Here is a 20108-nt window from a genome sequence, read left to right on the forward strand (position 1 = left end):
TTTTACTCTATATCTAGCGAAAACAATACTTTTATATTGGCGAGATGAAACGCCAGTGAGTAAGGGATACCTATGTTGAAAATTGCAATGTTGAGCACCGGTGAAGAAGTCCTCCATGGTGACATTGTTGATACAAATGCTGCTTGGCTGTCTCAGTTATTTTTTGAGAACGGCTATTCACTGACCAAGCGTTCAACTGTTGGAGACGAAAACAGTTCCTTGGTTGAAGAGTTGATGATGCTCAGTTTTAACTGCAATGTCGTCATAGTAAACGGTGGCCTTGGCCCAACCAGTGATGACCTTAGCGCAGAGGCAGCGGCATTAGCGGCGGAAAGTGAGTTAGTCGAATACCCAGAGTGGATTGAAAGACTGGAGCAGTTTTTTTCAGCCCGCGGGGTAACAATGCCAGAAAGCAATCGTAAGCAAGCGATGTTGCCTATTGGCTCAACGATCATTGATAATCCGATTGGAACGGCTTGTGGTTTTAAAGTGACGATTAATGAATGTGATTTCTACTTTACGCCAGGCGTACCGAGTGAGTTCAAGTTAATGGTAGAAACCCAAATCCTGCCGGACTTGAAGAAACAGCACTCGAATGTTGTGGGCATGGAGTGCAGTAAGTTACATACGTTTGGCACGTCTGAATCGGCGTTGTCTGATCAACTTGATAAAGTGCAGTTACCAGAAGGATACTTCTTAGGTTATCGATCATATCTGCCATACATTGAAGTTAAATTGTTTGGACCGAAAGAGGATGTTGAGAGACGCATTAAGCTTTTACAAATGATTTTCAAGTTGATTGAACCGAACGTTGTGAGCGTTGATGAATCGATGCAGCAGCATGTCGGTCACTTGATTCTGGAGAGGAAGCTTTCAATCTCGACTGCTGAGCAATCGACTCAAGGAAGTCTTTCACATTGGCTTCATTCAAACGAACATGCTGCGGACTATTGTGGGCACGGTTGGGTACTTGGAAGTCGCGTTGAAGTTGGACATGGAGAAAAAGACGTTCTAGCCGCTACATTTGCTTTGGCGGGTGCTACTAAAGAGAAGTGCGCGACAGATATCTCTATCGTGACTGGTCGAGTGATTGAGAATACTTTTTCGGTGGCAATTGCTACCAAGGAAGGGGAGTGGGGGCAGACACTAACGTTTAATCGAAATTACAAAAATGATGAAAAAGTACTAGTCATTACGACGATTGCGGCGGATATGTTAAGACGTTACTTAGCTTCTAAACCTATGTTTCCAACCTATAGCTCTTTGAAAAGAGAAAAGGAAATGTATGTTCCACAAAGCGTTTTACAAGGCAAATAATGTCGCTCAAAAGTCGTAAGTAGAATCCGTGTAGCATGCAGTAATAAATGAATGAATATTCTTGTTATTACTCACATGCTTTCATAGGCAATTTATATAACCAAATTGTCTAACTGCTAAGCCGATGATTTTAAATGGAAGCGAATTTTGTCTCCAAAATGCAACTCGCATTTGCAACAATTCCTCTTACACTAAGAGTTCGTCGCAGATTTCGTTCAGGGAGGCAGTTATGTTTCATCATTCTAAAATACTGGTTTGGTACCAAGTGGCAAGTCAGAAAGTCATTTTAGGTGAGGCAGTTAGCTCAGATAATCTGGATGCGATCTCCATGTGGTTGACGGCTCCAGAAGAAAAAGGAAAAGGTTCTTCTCTTGGTTATCGGTTGTCACTTTTTGATGATGATGGAAGAGAAATTGCGGATAAATCAGTATCAATGTTGACGGCTGATGAGTTTTTGTCTGGCATAAATATGCGAGCTTAGATTGCAAAAAAGCCCGGAAGTTGTCTCTCCGGGCTTTTGTTTTACTGCATACTTATGCGCGTTTTTCTTTTAACGAATAGTTGACTTCTTCAATTTCAATATCCGTTTTTGCTCTGCTAATACAAGGTAAAATCTCATCACCTTGTACATACGCCATCGCAAAACCAACGTATTCAACTTCACCTGATACCAATTTGCAGCGACATGCGCCACAGTGGCCATCTCGACAGTGATATTCAGGCTCTAACCCTGCACCTTCCATTGTTTCCAAGACGGTGTTTGATGGGTTAGATTGAATCGCCGTAATTCCGTTGATTTTGATTTGTGGCATTACAGTTCAAAGTCCTTAAAGTCGTCAGCGCGTACATCACTGTCAATTTGACCAACAAGGTAAGAAGAAATTTCCGCTTCTTGTGGAGCAACTTGCACGTTATCTGAAGACAACCAAGCATTAATCCAAGGAATTGGGTTTGACGTTGCTTCAGGGTAAGCAGCACCAAGGCCAACCGCTTGCATACGGATGTTGGTAATGTATTCAACGTATTGACAAAGAATGTCTTTGTTCAGGCCGATCATTGAGCCATCTTTAAATAGGTATTCTGCCCACTCTTTTTCCTGCTCAGCCGCTTCTTTGAACAGATCAAAACACTCTTGTTTGCACTCTTCTGCAATCTGCATGAATGAGAAGTCATCTTGCCCGTTACGTAGCAAGTTGATCATGTGCTGAGTACCTGTAAGGTGTAGTGCTTCATCACGAGCAATAAGCTTGATGATTTTCGCGTTACCTTCCATTAGCTCACGCTCTGCGAAAGCAAAAGAACAAGCAAAGCTCACGTAGAAACGAATCGCTTCTAGAGCATTCACAGACATCAAACAAACATAAAGTTTCTTTTTAAGGTCGTGAAGTTTGATTGTAACTTCTTCGCCTGCAATGACGTGTGTACCTTCGCCATAACGATGATAGTCGTTAGTTAGTTGGATCAAATCATCGTAGTAACCAGAGATGTCTTTCGCACGTTTTAGGATGTGCTCGTTCTCTACGATATCGTCAAAAACGATGCCTGGGTCATTCACGATGTTACGGATAATGTGCGTGTATGAACGTGAGTGAATCGTTTCAGAGAATGACCAAGTCTCGATCCAAGTTTCCACTTCTGGTAGTGAAACCAGTGGAAGTAGGGCAACGTTAGGGCTTCGACCTTGAATTGAATCCAGTAGCGTTTGGTACTTCAAGTTTGAAATGAAGATGTGCTTTTCATGATCCGGTAGCTTGTTGTAATCAATGCGATCGCTTGATACATCAACTTCTTCTGGACGCCAGAAGAAAGAAAGCTGCTTTTCGATAAGTTTTTCAAAGATTTCGAATTTCTGCTGGTCGTAGCGCGCTACGTTAACAGATTGACCTAGGAACATTGGTTCTTTTAATTGGTCGTTTTTGTTTCGGTTAAAAGTACTGTAAGCCATGATGCCTCAATTCCTTTTATGCCCCTCAAACAAGAGGGGCAGATAATTTGTTAAGCTTTCAAACCCTTGAAGGGTAAATCCTAATTAGATCTTACAACCGCCGCCTGCACAATCGTCATCAGCTGGCTGCACTGCGTCTTTTTGGTCATCACTCGCGCCGTCACGAGTGTTGTGGTAGTAAAGTGTTTTAACACCGTATTTATACGCAGTTAATAGATCTTGTAGCAGTTTTTTCATTGGCACTTTGCCACTTTCGAAACGAGTCGGATCGTAGTTTGTGTTCGCAGAGATAGCTTGGTCTACGAATTTCTGCATGATGCCCACTAGGTGAAGGTAACCATCATTCGAACCGATATTCCAAAGCAACTCGTAGTTATCTTTGTACTCAGTAAACTCTGGAACAACCTGCTTCAGGATACCATCTTTAGATGCTTTCACTGATACATAACCACGTGGAGGCTCGATACCGTTTGTTGCATTCGAAATCTGAGAAGATGTCTCAGATGGCATTAGCGCTGTTAGAGTTGAGTTACGTAGACCGTGCGTCACGATTTCTTCACGTAAGCCATCCCAGTCGTAATGAAGTTGCTCATCACAAACAAGATCGATATCTTTTTTGTACGTATCGATCGGAAGTAGACCTTTCGCGTAGTTTGTCTCACCGAATGATGGACACTTACCTTGCTCTTTCGCTAGGCCAACAGACGCTTTCAATAGGTAGTACTGAATCGCTTCGAACGTACGGTGAGTCAGGCCGTTAGCGCTGCCATCAGAATACTTAACGCCGTTCTTCGCTAGGTAGTATGCGTAGTTGATAACGCCAACACCCAAAGTACGACGATTCATTGTTGATTTGTACGCTGCTGGAAGCGGGTAATCTTGGTAATCAAGCAGAGCATCAAGAGCACGAACCACTAGGTCAGAAAGCTCTTCTAGATCGTCAAGTGACTTAATTGCACCGAGGTTGAATGCAGAAAGCGTACACAACGCAATTTCACCAGAGTCATCTTCAACGTTAGTCAGTGGCTTAGTCGGAAGTGCAATTTCCAAACATAGGTTTGACTGACGAACCGGTGCAACCTCAGAGTCAAATGGGCTGTGAGTATTACAGTGGTCAACGTTTTGAATGTAGATACGGCCTGTAGAAGCACGCTCTTGCATTAGTAGAGAGAACATCTCAACCGCTTTAACGGTTTCTTTCTTAACTGAAGGATCGTTTTCGTACTTAACGTATAGCTCTTCGAAGCGATCTTGGTTTTCGAAGAATGCATCGTATAGGCCAGGTACATCTGATGGCGAGAACAGAGTAATGTTGCCACCCTCGACAAGACGTTGGTACATCAAGCGGTTTAGCTGAACGCCGTAGTCCATGTGACGAACACGGTTCTCTTCAACACCACGATTGTTCTTAAGTACCATTAGTGCTTGAGCTTCACCGTGCCAAAGTGGGTAGAACACAGTTGCAGCGCCACCACGAACACCGCCTTGAGAACAACACTTAACGGCCGTTTGGAAGTATTTGTAGAATGGAATACAACCAGTGTGGAACGCTTCGCCACCACGGATCTCAGAGCCAAGCGCACGAATACGACCAGCATTGATACCGATACCAGCACGCTGAGAAACGTAACGCACAATTGAGCTTGCTGTTGCGTTAATAGAATCTAGGCTATCACCACATTCAATCAGTACACATGAGCTGAACTGACGAGTAGGCGTACGTACACCAGACATGATCGGTGTAGGTAGAGAAATCTTAAATGTCGATGTCGCATCGTAGAAACGTTTAATGTAATCAAGGCGCGTTTCTTTCGGGTATTTTGCGAATAGACATGCAGAAACCAGGATGTAAAGGAACTGAGCACTCTCGTAGATTTTTCCCGTTACGCGGTTTTGCACGAAGTACTTACCTTCGAGCTGTTTCACGGCAGCGTAAGAGAAGTCTAGGTCACGTTTGTGATCAAGATACTCATCAAGCTCATCCAATTCTGCTTTGGTGTAGTCTTCCAAGATGTGTTGGTCGTACTTACCCATTTCGATCAGGTTTGTTACGTGATCAAATAGCGTTGGCGGCTCATATTGGCCGTACGCTTTCTTGCGCAGGTGGAATACCGCTAGGCGAGCAGCTAGGTATTGGTAGTCCGGTGTTTCTTCTGAGATTAAGTCTGCGGCAGATTTGATGATTGTTTCATGGATATCAGAGGTAGTAATACCATCGTAGAACTGAATGTGAGCGCGCAGTTCTACCTGTGATACAGAAACGTTGTCTAGGCCTTCAGCAGCCCAGGCAATCACTCGGTGGATCTTCTCTAGATCAATACTTTCTTTACGACCGTCGCGTTTGGTAACGGTAAGTTGTTGGTTCATTCTGCTTAATTTCCCTAACAAAACTGATAAAAGCCGTGTTTTTGTGTAATTCTTGTAAAATTCGTTCCGGCTTTGTGATCAAAGTCTATCTATATATTGTAGTACAAACACAACATATAGGGGTTCAATGGAGTGCGAGTTACAAGATAGTGCTATCTTTGGCGCTTTTCAAGTTGGAGATCTTGGATGACTTGTGGATAACTAACAAAAATAAAAAAAACAGTAAGTGACTACTAACCGATGAAATAAGAGCAGATAAGATTGTGCAAAATTACCGTTTTGGGATCGGTTTAGAAGTAACCACAAACAAAAAAAAATTCCTTGATCTTTGGTAAAATTATGGTGCGATTTGGCGCTTGGCTAAATTGGAATCAACCTTGCAAAAATTGATTAAAAAAGCACTAAAAAAGGCGGTGAGCTTGTGCTACCGCCTAGTTAATAACCGCCATATGTTGTGTGTTTAGTTTCTGTTAAAAACTTTGAGTATGGACGATATAGTTAACATCTACATTATTGCCGAGTTTGTAGCTATCTGTCAGCGGGTTGTAGTGTAAGCCGGTAATACCCATCTCGGTTAAATGAGTCTGATCGATCATTTTAATGAGTTCGGAAGGGCGAATGAACTTCTCATGATCGTGAGTCCCTTCAGGAACGATGCGTAACAGCTTCTCCGCACCAACAATCGCGAATAAGTAAGATTTGATATTGCGGTTGAGAGTTGAGAAGAAAACGTGCCCACCAGGTTTAACAAGAGTTGCGCAAGATCGGATCACAGAAAGAGGATCAGGTACGTGCTCAAGCATTTCCATACAAGTGACCACGTCATAAGTCCCCGCGTTTTCTGCCGCGTGGTCTTCAATTGTGCTTTGAACGTAAGTCAGCTTAGTGCCAGTTTCCAATGCGTGAAGGCGAGCAACTTCGAGAGGTTCTTTGCCCATATCTAGACCAGTGACGATAGCACCTTCTTTCGCCATACTCTCGGCAAGAATGCCTCCACCACAGCCAACATCTAACACTGTTTTGCCAAATAGGCCGTTTGCATTATCTAGGACATAGTTCAGACGTAGCGGGTTAATTTGGTGAAGAGGCTTAAATTCTCCTTCCAAATCCCACCAGCGCGATGCCATATCCTCAAATTTTTTGATCTCGTTTGGGTCGACGTTTTGTGCTTGTGTCATAACTACTCTGTGTTGTACCGCTTCCTTGAAATAGGGGAGCATTATAACGCCTTAAAACCAACTCTCCATAGAGTAAGTCACTTTTATGTTGGTGTGGTGAAAATCTAGCCACTAATCAGCAAGATAAACCTTCAGTGTGCAATTTCTCGGCATTTGATTCACAACCAAGCTCACAACCTGATAAAAGGAGAGGGAAAGTGATGCCGAAGTGGTGATTTGTGTGTTATATTTTTGCACCTTAAACGTATTGTACATACGATCTATAAATAGAGGGATAATGGCTCTATGAGCGATCTAGCTAAAGAGATCACGCCCGTAAACATTGAAGATGAGCTTAGAGGTTCATACCTTGACTATGCGATGTCAGTAATCGTTGGTCGTGCTCTTCCAGATGTGCGTGATGGCCTAAAGCCAGTACACCGCCGCGTATTATTTGCGATGAATGTACTGGGCAATGATTGGAATAAACCATATAAAAAATCTGCCCGTGTAGTTGGCGACGTAATCGGTAAATATCACCCGCACGGTGATAGCGCTGTGTACGACACAATCGTACGTATGGCTCAGCCGTTCTCATTACGTTATATGCTTGTCGATGGCCAAGGTAACTTCGGTTCTATCGATGGTGACTCAGCGGCAGCAATGCGTTATACCGAAGTTCGCATGGCGAAAATCGCCCACGAACTTTTGGCTGATCTAGACAAAGAAACTGTTGATTACGTACCTAACTACGATGGTACTGAGCAAATCCCAGCAGTTCTTCCAACTAAAATTCCTAACCTACTGGTTAACGGTGCTTCTGGTATCGCGGTAGGTATGGCAACCAACATCCCGCCACATAACCTTGGCGAAGTGATCGATGGCTGTCTTGCTTACATCAATAATGAAGAAATCACTATTGATGAGCTTATGGACTACATTCCAGGTCCTGACTTCCCGACGGCAGCACTAATCAGTGGTCGTAAAGGCATCGTAGACGCGTACAAAACTGGTCGCGGCAAGATCTACATGCGTTCTAAAGCGGAAGTAGAAGCAGACAAGAATGGTAAAGAAACCATTATTGTTACTGAGATTCCTTATCAGGTGAACAAAGCTCGTCTGATCGAGAAAATTGCTGAACTGGTTAAAGATAAGAAAGTAGAAGGCATCAGTGCACTACGTGATGAGTCTGATAAAGACGGTATGCGTATTGTTATTGAATGTAAGCGTGATGCAGTGGGCGAAGTGGTTCTAAACAACCTATACGCACAAACTCAACTGCAAACGACTTTCGGTATCAACATGGTTGCGCTAAACAACGGCCAACCTCAGCTATTCAACCTAAAAGATATGTTGAAGTGCTTTGTTGATCACCGCCGTGAAGTGGTCACACGTCGTACTATCTTTGAATTGAAGAAAGCGCGTGATCGTGCACATATTCTTGAAGCTCTTGCGCTTGCGCTTGCGAACATTGATGAAATCATCGAGCTTATTCGTAATGCAGCAACACCAGCAGAAGCTAAAGTAGGCTTAGTCGCTCGTGGTTGGGATCTTGGTAATGTAGCAGCAATGCTAGAAAGTGCAGGTACCGATGCGGCTCGTCCAGATTGGCTAGAAGACCAATTTGGTATCCGTGACGGCCAGTACTACCTGACTGAAACACAAGCGCAAGCAATTCTAGATCTACGCCTACATAAGCTAACAGGTCTAGAGCACGAGAAGATCCTAGACGAATACAAAGCACTGTTAGACGAAATCAAAGAGCTGATGCATATTCTTGCAAGCACTGAGCGTCTAATGGAAGTGATCCGTGAAGAGCTAGAAACGGTTCGTGATGCATTTGGTGATGTTCGTCGTACAGAAATCACTGCAGCAAGCCATGACATCGACATGGAAGAGCTGATTGCACGTGAAGACGTTGTTGTGACTCTTTCTCACGAAGGTTACGTTAAGTACCAAATCCTAAGTGACTACGAAGCTCAGCGTCGTGGTGGTAAAGGTAAGAGTGCAACGAAGATGAAAGAAGAAGACTACATTGAGCGTCTTCTAGTAGCGAATACCCACGACAACATCTTATGTTTCTCTACACGTGGTAAGACTTACCGTCTGAAAGTGTATCAATTGCCATTAGCGAGCCGTACCGCTCGTGGTAAGCCAATCGTTAACATTCTTCCACTAGAAGAAGGCGAGCGTATTACAGCTATCCTGCCAGTTGATGAGTTCTCACCTGAGAAATTCATCTTCATGGCAACCGGTGACGGTACTGTTAAGAAGACGTCACTAGATCAGTTTGCAAACGTACGTTCAAACGGTCTAATCGCGGTTAACCTACGTGATGACGATTCTCTAATCGGCGTAGATATTACTAACGGCGATAGCGATATCATGCTGTTCTCTAAAGCAGGTAAAGTAGTACGTTTCGCAGAAGATAAAGTTCGTCCTATGGGCCGTACTGCTTCTGGTGTTCGTGGTATGAAGCTAGCTGAAGAAGACCAAGTTGTTTCTCTGATTGTTCCTTCAAACGAAGGTGACATTCTAACAGTGACACAAAATGGTTACGGCAAGCGAACTGAACTTGCAGAATACCCAACGAAAGGTCGTGCGACTCAGGGCGTTGTGTCTATCAAGGTTTCTGATCGTAACGGTCCAGTGGTTGGCGCAGTTCAAGTAGAAGAAGGCGACGAGATGATGATGATCACCGACGCTGGTACTCTAGTTCGTACGCGTGTGGCGGAAGTAAGCCAAGTGGGTCGTAATACTCAAGGTGTTACTCTGATTCGTACCGCTGAAGACGAAAGTGTTGTTGGTCTACAGCGCATTGATGAAGTAGAAGAAGTGGAATTGCCAGAAGGTGAAGAAGCAACTGAAACTGAAGCAAACGCAGAGACAAATGCAGAAGCGCCTCAAGCGCCAGCAGAAGATAACGATTCAGAAGAGTAATTCTTCTTCGTAAAATTAAAAAGCCGAGCTTCTTGCTCGGCTTTTTTTATGCGTCACTTTTAATACCGTTTAACCAACACTTTCAGTAAGCTGTATAGTCACTCTCAGATTTGATTGTCACGACCAACCTATGTGCCTCGCCTAGTTTATAGTGGTCTTACCACATCGAATGAGGAAAAAGTTTATGGGTTTTGACACACCAATGGCGATCTCCAACTACTTGGGAGGATTGTTAGCTCTCATCATATTTTATCCTTTCATTCTCGTTACTCTTCAAATCGCAATTTATTCTCCAACAAAACGAGCAAGGATAACCAAAAGATTTAATATCATTTCGTTTGTTTTAGCTTCTGTATTGTTAGTCATGCATATGCAAACCGAGGTTATTTACGGCAAAGAGCTACTTGACCGGTATTATTCAATACACGGTCAACCAGAAGCAAACGGTGAGCATTTAGGAGAAGAGGTTGTAACTAAATAGTTATCGGTTTATTGCTGAGTTTGATTTTTTCGACGTAAAGATGACGTCAATATTTTGTAAGTAATTCAGCTATTTACAGGCAGTTGTTTGGTGTCAAATGTTCGTGCATCTTGTGTAAAATGTCGATAATATGCGCACCTTTCCACTGTTCCAGGCGAATGTTATCCATGAAATTATCACTCAAGCAAAAATTGATTGGTGCAAGTCTATTGGCCGTAGTGCTTATGGCAAGTGCACTAACATGGCTCTCTGCAGACCAACTTTTTAAACAAACCCGTAATGGCGTATATGCCCGCGCAGAAAGTCTAGCAACCGCAGCCTCAGAGGGAATCTCTGATTGGATTGAAATCCGAAAAAACATCTCTAGCGCATTTAACGACTACAGTCAGGAAGTTGATGTTGTCCCATACCTTCAGCAATCACGTAAAGCGGGTGGTTTTGATGACATTTTCCTAGGCACACCGGAAGGTGGCATGTATCGTTCACATCCAGAACGTAATCGCGCTGATTATGATCCACGTACTCGCCCTTGGTATAAAGATGCCAACGCGGCAGGTCGTCAAATTATTACTACAGCGTATAAAGATGCGATCACCAATGCTCTTCTTGTAACGATAGCTGAACCTGTGCGTCGCAACGGTGAGTTTGTCGGCATTGTTGGTGCAGATGTTCTTATCGATCAGTTGATTGATGACGTGATCAACCTTGATGCCGGTGACAACGCTTATGCGATGTTGATTGATACCCAAGACGGGACTTTCCTAGCTCACCCAAATAAAGATCTGACGCTTAAGCCAGTCACCACATTGTCTAATAAGTTAACACTTCGTGCTATCGAAGAGGCTGCAAGTACGAGCTCTATTGAAATCGTAGAGCGTAATGGCAGCGAGAAGCTCTACTTCTTTAGACAAGTACCTAACACGCAGTGGATCTTCGCCATTGAAATGGACCGTACAACAGAAGAAGCAGCACACACTGAGCTTTTACGTGACTTAATTATTACTGCGATTGTCATTACGCTAATCGTAGTTATGGTGGTTTCTTGGTTAGTGAACTTTTTATTCAGTGATTTAGGCCGAGTGTCTAAAGCGCTAGAAGAAATCGCATCAGGTGAAGGGGATTTAACCCAGCGCTTAGAACCTCGCAGCGACGATGAAGTAGGTCAACTAGCAACTAACTTCAATACTTTTGTTGGCAACATGCACGCCATGGTATCTAAGCTAAGCCTAGTTTCAGCTTCACTGTCTGAACAAGCGAAGCAAACGGCTCAACATGCAGAAGAGCGTAGTGCTCGTATTCGTCACCAGCAAGATGAAATTAATATGGTGGCGACTGCTATTAATGAGATGGCGGCAGCAACACAAGAAATCGCGGGCAACGCTGATCATACTGCTCAAAACTCATCTGAAGCAGTAACAGCGTGTGTTCACGGTGGTCAACAGGTGGTTCAGACTCAGAGTTCTATTCAAAACTTAGCGCAAGAAGTTCAAGTTGCGACAGAAGTGATTCAAGAGCTAGAAACACACGGCAATAGCATCAGTACGATTCTTTCGACTATCCAAGATATCGCTGAACAAACTAACTTACTTGCTCTTAACGCAGCGATTGAAGCAGCACGTGCTGGTGAGCAAGGTCGTGGTTTTGCGGTTGTTGCAGATGAAGTTCGTGTTCTAAGTCAACGCACTCACGCATCGACGAAAGAGATTCAACAGATGATCGAAACGCTTCAAGGTACAACAGGTAAAGCTGTGGGTATCATGGGTGATAGCCGTCAGCTAGCGGATACGAGTGTAGGGGATGCAGACTCTGCTGCCGTCAGCTTAACGCAAATTCAAACTGCGGTTGAACGTATTAGCGATATGGCGACTCAGATTGCTTCTGCTGCGGAAGAGCAAGCGTCGGTAACATCTGAAATCACACGCAATACAGTTGGTATTCGTGATGTTTCTAATGACTTGGCCGATGAAGCGCACGATGCTGCATCTCAAGCTGCGCAGCTATCGGAACTGTCTCATGAACTAGAGCAAGAGATTCAACGCTTCAAGCTGTAATTCCGCTTAAGGTTGGTCAAATTAGCCCGATCTCGTATCGGGCTTTTTATTGTCTTTATATTTCCAATTTGGAAATGTGGTGAGTACTTAATTTCATTTGTAGACATGAGGCGTTAGTGATTAAATCCATACAAACAACAAGGAATAATCATCATGTCTGCATCACTTAGCGCTTTTCAGCAACGTATCCAATCAATTGTTACCGATTCGAACCTCAACCCTAAGCAGAAAAATCTCTTTCTCGCACTTGAAGCTGAGAGTCATCTACCATACATGGACATCTCCGCACCCGTTGCAAAAGCAATGGAGGAGGGTATTTTGTGTGACATGTTTGAGGGACACGCACCATTTAAGCCGCGTTATGTATTACCTGACTACGCGAAATTTCTTCAACAAGGCTCTGAATACTTAGAGCTGGAACCCGCAAAAGATTTTGATGACGCGTTAAACTTGCTCACCATTATTTACCACCATGTCCCTTCAGTAACCAACATTCCGGTTTATCTTGGTCAGCTGGACGATGTGCTGATGCCATACATTGGTAGCTTGAGTGAAGAAGAAATCTATCAAAAGCTGAAACGCTTCTGGATCATGTTAGACAGAACACTTCCTGATGCTTTTATGCACGTGAATATTGGCCCGAAAGACAACGTTGTTTGCCGAACCATTTTAAGAGTCGATGCCGAGCTAAAACAAATCGCGCCAAACTTAACCTTTATGTATGACCCTGAAATAACATCGGATGATTTGTTACGTCAGGCAACCGCGAATATTTGTGAATGCAGCAAACCGCATATCGCAAATTATCCGATGCATGCCGCGAGCTTTGGTGACAAGCGTTTCGGAATTGTAAGTTGCTATAACTCGTTACCACTTGCTGGTGGTTCAAACACGTTAGTAAGGATGAATCTAAAGGAAGTGGCACTGAAGGCGTCGAGCGAAGCCGATTTCCTTAACGAAGTATTACCCCAATATTGTCAATTGATGATTGAGTTGATCAACGCTCGAAGCGCGCATTTACATGAGAAATCAAACTTCTTCAAAGGCTTCTTAACGCAAGAAGGTCTAATCGATGAATCACGCTTCGCGCCAATGTTTGGCATTTACGGAATGGCCGAAGCGGTAAATGTACTGCTGGAAAAAGAGTCAGTAGACGGAAAGTATGGCCAGTCAAAAGTAGCGAATACATTAGGCCATCAGATCTCAGCTAAGTTGGCACAGATTGTCGATGAGTTTCCAGTAAAATACGGGCTGGATGGGAAGGCTCTTCTACATGCTCAAGGTGGTATCAGCTTAGATGAAGGGGTGACGCCAGGTGTTCGAATTCCGTATGGCACAGAACCTGATCCAGTAACATACGTTCAAGCGAACGCAGAACATCATCAATATTATACCTCGGGCATCAGCGATATTTTGACCATTGATGAAACAGTTAAAGCCAACCCTGAAGCGATGTTTAACTTGTGTAAAGGTGCGCTTCAACTTGGGTATCGAGAATTTACTGCGAATGTCGCTTCTAATGATTTGGTTCGCGTGACGGGTTACATGATAAAGCTGTCTGATATCGAAAAATTTACAGAGGCTGGTTCACGCAAAAACACCACTTTCTTAGGCGCGGAAGCTGCGAAAAATACCAGCATCTTGGAACGTACTCCGCGCGTTGTTAGCATGGAAACGTCCCCAACCTATTCGTAGATTGTGAAGACTCAAATGGAAAAACGGGCGACAGTCAGTCGTATACTGAACTTCTCCTGTGTAGACGGGCCGGGTAATCGCTTGGTCCTCTTTCTACAGGGTTGTAACTTCAATTGTATCAACTGCCACAATCCACATACGATTAATCACTGCAATCATTGCGGGGATTGTGTGGCTGTTTGCCCAGCTGGAGCGTTAACCTCGGGCGAAAACAATCAAGTTAATTGGAATCAAGATGTTTGCACCCAGTGCGATAAGTGCATTGATGTTTGTCCGCACAGCTCAAGCCCGAAAACAATTAGTTACAATGTCACCGAATTGCTAGCAGTGATTCGAAAAAACGCACTTTTCATTAGCGGAATTACCGTTTCAGGGGGAGAGGCGACGTTACAGCTGCCATTTATCGTTGAACTATTCAAAGCTATTAAAACGGACAGCAGTTTATCTCATTTAACCTGTTTCGTTGATAGCAACGGTTTTTTGAGTGAATCTGGTTGGCAGCGAGTGATGCCTTATTTAGATGGAGCGATGATTGATTTAAAAGCATGGCAACAAGAAACTCACCATTGGCTAGTGGGGCGAGATAATCATAAAGTGATTGCAAGTATTAGGCTGCTTGCTGAGGCTGGAAAACTTCATGAGCTAAGACTGCTGCATATACCGAATAAAAGTGATTTAGATACAGAGGTTGCTAGTATCGCTCGTTTAATCCGTACTTTACCGCCGTCTGTGCAGATAAGGTTGAACGCTTTTCAACATCACGGTGTAGTTGGAGAGGCATTAGATTGGGAGAAATGCAGTGAAGCGCAAATGGAAAGCTTCTATCAACGCTTAAAAGTGTTGATAGAACAGACGATTCATTTGCCTCAAGTGTACCTTTAAGATGCGCTAACTCAACAACTGTTGATGAAGCCATAGTAGTGCAGGGTCATTTAAGCTCGCTTGATTCCATACTAAGCTGTAGCCGACCTTGCCATACTCGAAAGGCAGCGACTGTTGGATTAATTCTCGTGCTTGAAATGCTTTTTCTGCCCACATCTTTGAGCTCGTAAGCAGGTAATCTGATTGGTGGCACATCACCGCTGCAGAGCCAAAATCAGCCACAGAAATGGCGACTTTTCTTTCCCCATATTGCTGTTTCAAGTTTTGCTCAAAATAGGGCTCAGACAAATCTTTATCTTGAATACCGATATGCTTAAAAGCGAGATAGGAATCAATGGTTAGCTCTTGATTAACTAAAGGGTGGGCAGGGTTCATTAAACAGACCATCTCGTCTTTGGCAAGTTGCTGCCAAACAAGATCACGACTGCGTGTCGGAGGTTGGCTCAAATCGTGAGGCAGTATCATGAAATCGACTTGGCCGCGAATTAAGGCGTCAAAATTCATCTGCTCTTTTGCATAAATCTTAAGTTGGTTGGCACCGCTCAATGAAGTCGATATTTGGCTTATTTTGTCTGCGAACAACTCAAAAGTACTTTCCCTCATCGAAAGAGAAATCGTGCCATTGAATGTTTCTGGTTTAAACTCACCTTGATGCAATATGCCATTCATACTGGATAAAATCGTATGGATCTGCGGCGCAATATTAAGTGCAAATGGTGTTGGGACTAGCAATGCACCATCTCGATAAAATAACTCGTCCTTCAATTGTATTCTTAACTGGGAGAGTGTTTTACTGATACTTGAGGGAGTAACGCACAAGGCTTGGGCAGTACCAGTTACGCTATGGGTGCTGAGCATCACATGTAAAACGGTGAGATGTTTTAAGCTAATTCGAGAAAGTGCAATAAAGTCCATATCGTTAGTCGGAAAAAGAAAGCCGCTCAGTAGTATACCTTGAACATGCAGAAGCGCAGAGGGTTTCAAGAATCAATAAGAGCCTTTTTTAAAATTACTATATTGATTGAATTATCATTCTATACTTGTTAGTGAGTCGTAATCACGTTTAGCAAGGAGGCGACAATGCGCGACGCCTTAAAAATACTATTATTGTTTGGCTTTCTGTGTTCTCCGTCAATAGTGGTAGCCTCTGAAAAAGAGGAAGTTGAATTAAACAACGCTACTAAAATTCCGCCAGAATTTGAGTTGTTGGATTTGGATGAAGATGGGCAGATTTCCCAATCTGAGTTTGATGAGTTCCGTTTAAAGTCTGACGATGATTCAGAAGAGAATGAAAAGCTTAGTGCGTTTGCTTCGTTTGATAAGGATAAAGATGGTTTCGTAACAGAAGCTGAGCTAGCTGCTCACGCAAAGTATTCTAATCCTGGGAATGGAACTGGGGCTTTATTAGATAATAAGAAGAAAACAGAAAACCGTTCTGCTAGTAAGGGAAATAAAAGTGGCGGCAACAAAGACAAAGGTAATCGTGGCGGCGGTGGAAATAAGGGCGGTAAAGGTAAGGATAAATAATAGAAAATCAGCACCTCAAAGGTGCTGATTTAAATCTAAGTGCTTACGGTTAGTCGATTAAGCCATACTCTGCGCCAAGAATGTCAATGATCTCTTGTTTTGGATTGTCACTTAGCTGAATGGCTTGCCCCGTGATTTTCTCGGCAATTCCAATATAAGTTTTAGAAATATCCATTAGGGCTTCAAGAGGCAAGTCATTGTCGCGAGCAAGGCCTTCGCGCTCATCCATACGTTCTTTATTAAGTAGAATGTCTGGATCCGGGAAGTGGTTCAAAAGGAATTGACGGAATCCCTCTTTTGAATTTTCCACAATCTTGCCTTGTTGGTACTCACTTGAATCCCAGATACGAGATGAGTCCGGCGTGCCAACCTCATCCATGTAGATCAGCTTTTCATTACCTGCGGCGTCGTGAACGTAGCCAAATTCAAATTTGGTATCAACGAAGATTTGATCTACTTTCGATAAAGCATCACTAATGACATCAAACCCTTCGCGCAGCAGTTTTTCATAGAGAGCGATATCTTCTTGCTTAGAGAAGTTGAATGATGCGAAATTGTCTTCAATATTTTTACGGGTAATGTTGACGTCATCTGCTTCTGGAACGCCAGGAATACCTTTTAAAATGCCTTTAGTTGATGGTGTCATCAGTAGACTTGGCAGTGCTTTGTCTTTTTCAAGTCCTTCTGGCATTTCGATACCGCAGAACTCACGTTCGCCTTTTTCATAAGCGCGCCACATTGACCCCGTAATGTATTGACGACAAATCGCCTCGATCATGATCGGTTTTGCTTTTTGGACAATCCAGATGAAAGGGTGAGGGATATCGAGAATATGGCTATCGGCTAAACCGTTATCTTTGAAAAGTTTAAACCAGTGATTAGAGATCGCATTTAACGCAGCCCCTTTACCTGGTACGCCTTTCAATCCGCCTTCACCGTGCCAAATACAGTCAAATGCTGAGATACGATCGCTGATCACCATAATCGCTAATGGGGCATCTGGAGCAACATCATAGCCTTTTTCTTGAATAAGACGCTTACTGTCTTCTTCAGTTAGCCAGTAAACAGAGCGAACTTTGCCACTGTGCACAGGTTTATCGGTACGAATTGGGAGATCGTCATTAACAGCAAGAACTTGATCAGCGAGACTCATTTAGACATTCCTATCTTTGTCAAAAATGGGTGAAAGCCTTTAATAGGCATTCGATTTGCCAAGCATAATACCAGAACTATTTTCCGCTGCTAGAGAAAAAGCAAACGTTTGCCTAATTTTGTTGTTTCCGGGATAGAATGAAAGAAACAAAAAGCCCCTTCAAAAGAAGAGGCAAAAGACAGTGTGACAAAAAGGCTATTTAATGGAACTGATGCATTCCACTTTCTACAAAAAATACTTCGCATTGGTATTGAGTACCAAGATCACGTAGTAAGCATTGGTCTACATGTGAGATAGCTGTTGACGCCACTACGGCACTCGCGTTACCTGACTTAATCGCTTTTATTACTATCTCAACTTGAGTTTGCTTTTGTGAAGGTCTCATTTGGATGATTTTTTTGCAGCTTACATTGTATGAAGCAAATTGCTCGAAGTCAGGGCGAGGGCATTCTGCAGTAAATAGGATCCATTGCTTTTGGTTTGATAAACCCGCTAAACGGCAAAGTGTCGAATCGTCAATGTTCATTGGCTGCGTTGGTTGAGCAAGAATGTTGAATTTTGAGACTGAGCGAGTTTGAGTTTGAAACTGAATCATAATACTGTCCTTTCATACATGCTGTATGCTTATACAGTAGTTAATTTGTATTTATTGATCAACTGATTTTTGTTCTGTCTTTATTCAATATGAGTTGGGCTATGGTAGTAATTCTTCTTAACTTGTTGTTTTTATTGGTTTAATTTATTTGGTGGTGTTAGGGGCTAAAAATAGAAAGTATGAAATATTGTGAGGGAAAGCACATTGGATATACAGTGGTCTGACAAAACTACTGTATAAATACGCTGGGTAAGATAGCCCAGCGATTTAATGAGGGGATTACAAAAAACGTTCTGGGAAGTCGCTAAAAAGTCCATCTAAGTTTTTAAGATGCTTTAACCGATTAGGATTATTAACGGTGTAGCACCACACTTGATACCCATCTGCTTTTAGCGATTCAACTTGAGATTGATTGGTCCAAACATGGTTTAAGTTACAACCGACTGCAGAAACTTCTTTCAATAGTGCGCGATCTTTTTTTCTCAACCGTTCAGTAAGTACAGCTAGAGGAAACTGGGGTAACTGTAGATGTAGTTCTCTGATGACTTGATGATCAAAACTAGAGAGTAGAATGTTCTCAGTTGAAACGTTCAGTTTGAGCAGTTCTTTACTCAATAGTTGGCATACTGAATGAGCATCATGCTTGTCCACTTTGACTTCTAGATTGAGTTTAATACCTCTGTCGTCAGCAAGGCAGAGTAACTCGTTCAAAGTCATGATGGTTTGAGGCGGCATACTAGAGTTAAAACGGTGGGCAAAATTGAGCTTACGTAACTCTTCTAATGTCAATTCATCGACTCGACCTTTTCCGTTACTACAGCGATTAACGGTATGATCATGGCATACCACTAAGATGCCATCTTTTGTCGGCTGTATATCAACTTCTATCCATTCGAGGCCAAGTTCGATTGCGGCGTTGATGCTTGAAAAGGTGTTTTCGGGGAAACGTCCAGCGACGCCGCGGTGTCCAATAATGATCATAGTTCTTTCTTTGAAGTTCACTTAACACTTTAAGATTACGCGCAATGTTTGTAGCACGATAGATCTTTGTTGGTGTTTCGATATAAATCTGAGACTATCGACGAATAACACAATTATAAAATTAGAATAAGAGAATAATATTGAACGCTGAACGTAAAGCTGCCTGGATCCTCATTGCGACAACGATGCTTGCAGGTATGGGGTGGATTTTTTCAAAAGAATCAATTCAAGGATTGCCTCCTTTTGGTTTCGTAGGGTTACGCTTCTTGGTGGCCTCTATATGTTTATTACCACTTTGCCTTAAACCATTAACACAACTAACGGTTAAACAAGCTAGTCAAGCCGTAGGGGGAGGGGTGATTCTTGCATTGGCCTTGTTGGCTTGGGTTCACGCGATTTCGATCAGTGAAACACTTGGGGAAGGCGCGTTTATTGTTAGCTTATCGATGATCATTGTGCCAATTGTTGCCTGGGCTCTGTTTAAAGAGAGACCTAAGAGAGCCTTTTGGATTGCAATGCCGATCGCTGTTGCTGGTTTAGCATTCTTATCTCTTAAAGGTGGATGGAATAGCGCACCTGGACAAATATGGTTTTTAGCCAATGCCTGCCTACTTGCCCTACATTTTAACGTCAACAGCAAACTGGCTCAAAGGCTCCCCGTATTGCTACTGACGTGTATTCAATTATTTGTCACAGGTGTGATCGCCTTATTCGCGTCAGCGATGCTAGAGAGCTTCCCTGACGCGATTGAATCATCCATTTGGGGTTGGTTTGCGGCTAGTGCATTACTAGCCACCAGCCTACGTTATGTGATGCAGACGTTAGGGCAGAAAGGCTGCAATCCAGGTAATGCCGCTTTAATTATGTTACTAGAACCTATTTGGACGGTGATCCTAAGTATTGTTTGGTATGGCGAGCAACTTTCTACCAACAAAATGATTGGTTGCGGATTAATTTTATTGGCGCTTGTTTTTTATCGAACTGATGGTCGTCTATTTAGAATACGGCGCTAAGTTT

The 20108-nt window shown here is 43.0% G+C and carries 17 protein-coding genes; 9 read left to right on the forward strand and 8 right to left on the reverse strand.

Translation table 11 applies throughout. From position 1 onward, the window contains the following. The first annotated feature begins 72 nt into the window (after nucleotides 1-72). A complete protein-coding gene (locus GVO60_RS17470; protein WP_159656334.1) occupies nucleotides 73-1317 on the forward strand; it encodes a CinA family nicotinamide mononucleotide deamidase-related protein in 1245 nt (414 codons plus the stop codon). A gap of 229 nt (nucleotides 1318-1546) precedes the next feature. Beyond that, complete coding sequence (locus tag GVO60_RS17475; RefSeq protein ID WP_159656336.1) at nucleotides 1547-1798, forward strand: 30S ribosomal protein S6 modification protein; 252 nt, start codon at nucleotides 1547-1549, stop codon at nucleotides 1796-1798. A 52-nt stretch (nucleotides 1799-1850) separates the two neighbouring features. Here the strand turns inward: GVO60_RS17475 and yfaE are convergent, their stop codons facing one another. The 4 genes from yfaE to ubiG all read right to left on the reverse strand — a co-directional run bounded on the left by yfaE (nucleotide 1851) and on the right by ubiG (nucleotide 6807). After that, a complete protein-coding gene (yfaE, locus tag GVO60_RS17480; RefSeq protein WP_159656338.1) occupies nucleotides 1851-2129 on the reverse strand; it encodes a class I ribonucleotide reductase maintenance protein YfaE in 279 nt (92 codons plus the stop codon). Next, nucleotides 2129-3262, reverse strand: a complete 1134-nt coding sequence (gene nrdB / locus GVO60_RS17485; protein WP_159656340.1) for a class Ia ribonucleoside-diphosphate reductase subunit beta — start codon at nucleotides 3260-3262, stop codon at nucleotides 2129-2131. Before nrdB ends, yfaE begins: the two co-directional genes overlap by 1 nt. Before the next feature lie 84 nt (nucleotides 3263-3346). Next, a complete protein-coding gene (gene nrdA / locus GVO60_RS17490) occupies nucleotides 3347-5629 on the reverse strand; it encodes a class 1a ribonucleoside-diphosphate reductase subunit alpha (RefSeq protein WP_159656342.1) in 2283 nt (760 codons plus the stop codon). 470 nt (nucleotides 5630-6099) lie between these two features. Next, complete coding sequence (gene ubiG / locus GVO60_RS17500) at nucleotides 6100-6807, reverse strand: bifunctional 2-polyprenyl-6-hydroxyphenol methylase/3-demethylubiquinol 3-O-methyltransferase UbiG (RefSeq protein ID WP_159656344.1); 708 nt, start codon at nucleotides 6805-6807, stop codon at nucleotides 6100-6102. 285 nt (nucleotides 6808-7092) lie between these two features. On the opposite strand from ubiG, the gene gyrA reads away from it, so the two are divergent. From gyrA to GVO60_RS17525, 5 genes are all read left to right on the forward strand, one after another. After that, nucleotides 7093-9726, forward strand: coding sequence for a DNA topoisomerase (ATP-hydrolyzing) subunit A (gyrA, locus tag GVO60_RS17505; protein WP_159656346.1), 2634 nt, complete (start codon nucleotides 7093-7095; stop codon nucleotides 9724-9726). Nucleotides 9727-9910: 184 nt separating this feature from the next. Continuing rightward, complete coding sequence (locus GVO60_RS17510) at nucleotides 9911-10207, forward strand: hypothetical protein (protein WP_159656348.1); 297 nt, start codon at nucleotides 9911-9913, stop codon at nucleotides 10205-10207. 167 nt (nucleotides 10208-10374) lie between these two features. After that, nucleotides 10375-12258 carry a methyl-accepting chemotaxis protein gene (locus tag GVO60_RS17515; protein ID WP_159656350.1) on the forward strand — a complete coding sequence of 628 codons (1884 nt, stop codon included), beginning with the start codon at nucleotides 10375-10377 and terminating at the stop codon, nucleotides 12256-12258. Between the two features lie 153 nt (nucleotides 12259-12411). Then, the gene (locus tag GVO60_RS17520; RefSeq protein ID WP_159656352.1) at nucleotides 12412-13953 is read left to right on the forward strand and encodes a YjjI family glycine radical enzyme; all 1542 of its coding nucleotides are present in this window, start codon (nucleotides 12412-12414) and stop codon (nucleotides 13951-13953) included. Nucleotides 13954-13968: 15 nt separating this feature from the next. Further along, nucleotides 13969-14835, forward strand: coding sequence for a YjjW family glycine radical enzyme activase (locus GVO60_RS17525; RefSeq protein WP_159656354.1), 867 nt, complete (start codon nucleotides 13969-13971; stop codon nucleotides 14833-14835). Nucleotides 14836-14841: 6 nt separating this feature from the next. Here the strand turns inward: GVO60_RS17525 and GVO60_RS17530 are convergent, their stop codons facing one another. Next, the gene (locus tag GVO60_RS17530) at nucleotides 14842-15750 is read right to left on the reverse strand and encodes a LysR family transcriptional regulator (RefSeq protein ID WP_159656356.1); all 909 of its coding nucleotides are present in this window, start codon (nucleotides 15748-15750) and stop codon (nucleotides 14842-14844) included. 165 nt (nucleotides 15751-15915) lie between these two features. On the opposite strand from GVO60_RS17530, the gene GVO60_RS17535 reads away from it, so the two are divergent. Next, on the forward strand, nucleotides 15916-16362 hold the full coding sequence (locus GVO60_RS17535; protein WP_159656358.1) for an EF-hand domain-containing protein: 447 nt from the start codon (nucleotides 15916-15918) through the stop codon (nucleotides 16360-16362). Nucleotides 16363-16411: 49 nt separating this feature from the next. Here GVO60_RS17535 and GVO60_RS17540 read toward each other — a convergent pair whose 3' ends face one another. The 3 genes from GVO60_RS17540 to GVO60_RS17550 all read right to left on the reverse strand — a co-directional run bounded on the left by GVO60_RS17540 (nucleotide 16412) and on the right by GVO60_RS17550 (nucleotide 19091). Further along, nucleotides 16412-17515 carry a phosphoribosylaminoimidazolesuccinocarboxamide synthase gene (locus tag GVO60_RS17540; RefSeq protein WP_159656360.1) on the reverse strand — a complete coding sequence of 368 codons (1104 nt, stop codon included), beginning with the start codon at nucleotides 17513-17515 and terminating at the stop codon, nucleotides 16412-16414. A 199-nt stretch (nucleotides 17516-17714) separates the two neighbouring features. Then, nucleotides 17715-18110, reverse strand: coding sequence for a SulA-like leucine-rich domain-containing protein (locus GVO60_RS17545; protein ID WP_159656362.1), 396 nt, complete (start codon nucleotides 18108-18110; stop codon nucleotides 17715-17717). Between the two features lie 279 nt (nucleotides 18111-18389). After that, on the reverse strand, nucleotides 18390-19091 hold the full coding sequence (locus GVO60_RS17550; RefSeq protein ID WP_159656364.1) for a glycerophosphodiester phosphodiesterase family protein: 702 nt from the start codon (nucleotides 19089-19091) through the stop codon (nucleotides 18390-18392). A 140-nt stretch (nucleotides 19092-19231) separates the two neighbouring features. Here GVO60_RS17550 and GVO60_RS17555 point away from each other — a divergent pair, with 140 nt between their 5' ends. After that, nucleotides 19232-20104 (forward strand): DMT family transporter, encoded by an 873-nt coding sequence (locus GVO60_RS17555; protein ID WP_159656366.1) that lies wholly within the window; start codon nucleotides 19232-19234, stop codon nucleotides 20102-20104. Nucleotides 20105-20108: the final 4 nt, after the last annotated feature.

This window comes from Vibrio atypicus, assembly GCF_009811315.1.
GTDB lineage: Bacteria > Pseudomonadota > Gammaproteobacteria > Enterobacterales > Vibrionaceae > Vibrio > Vibrio atypicus.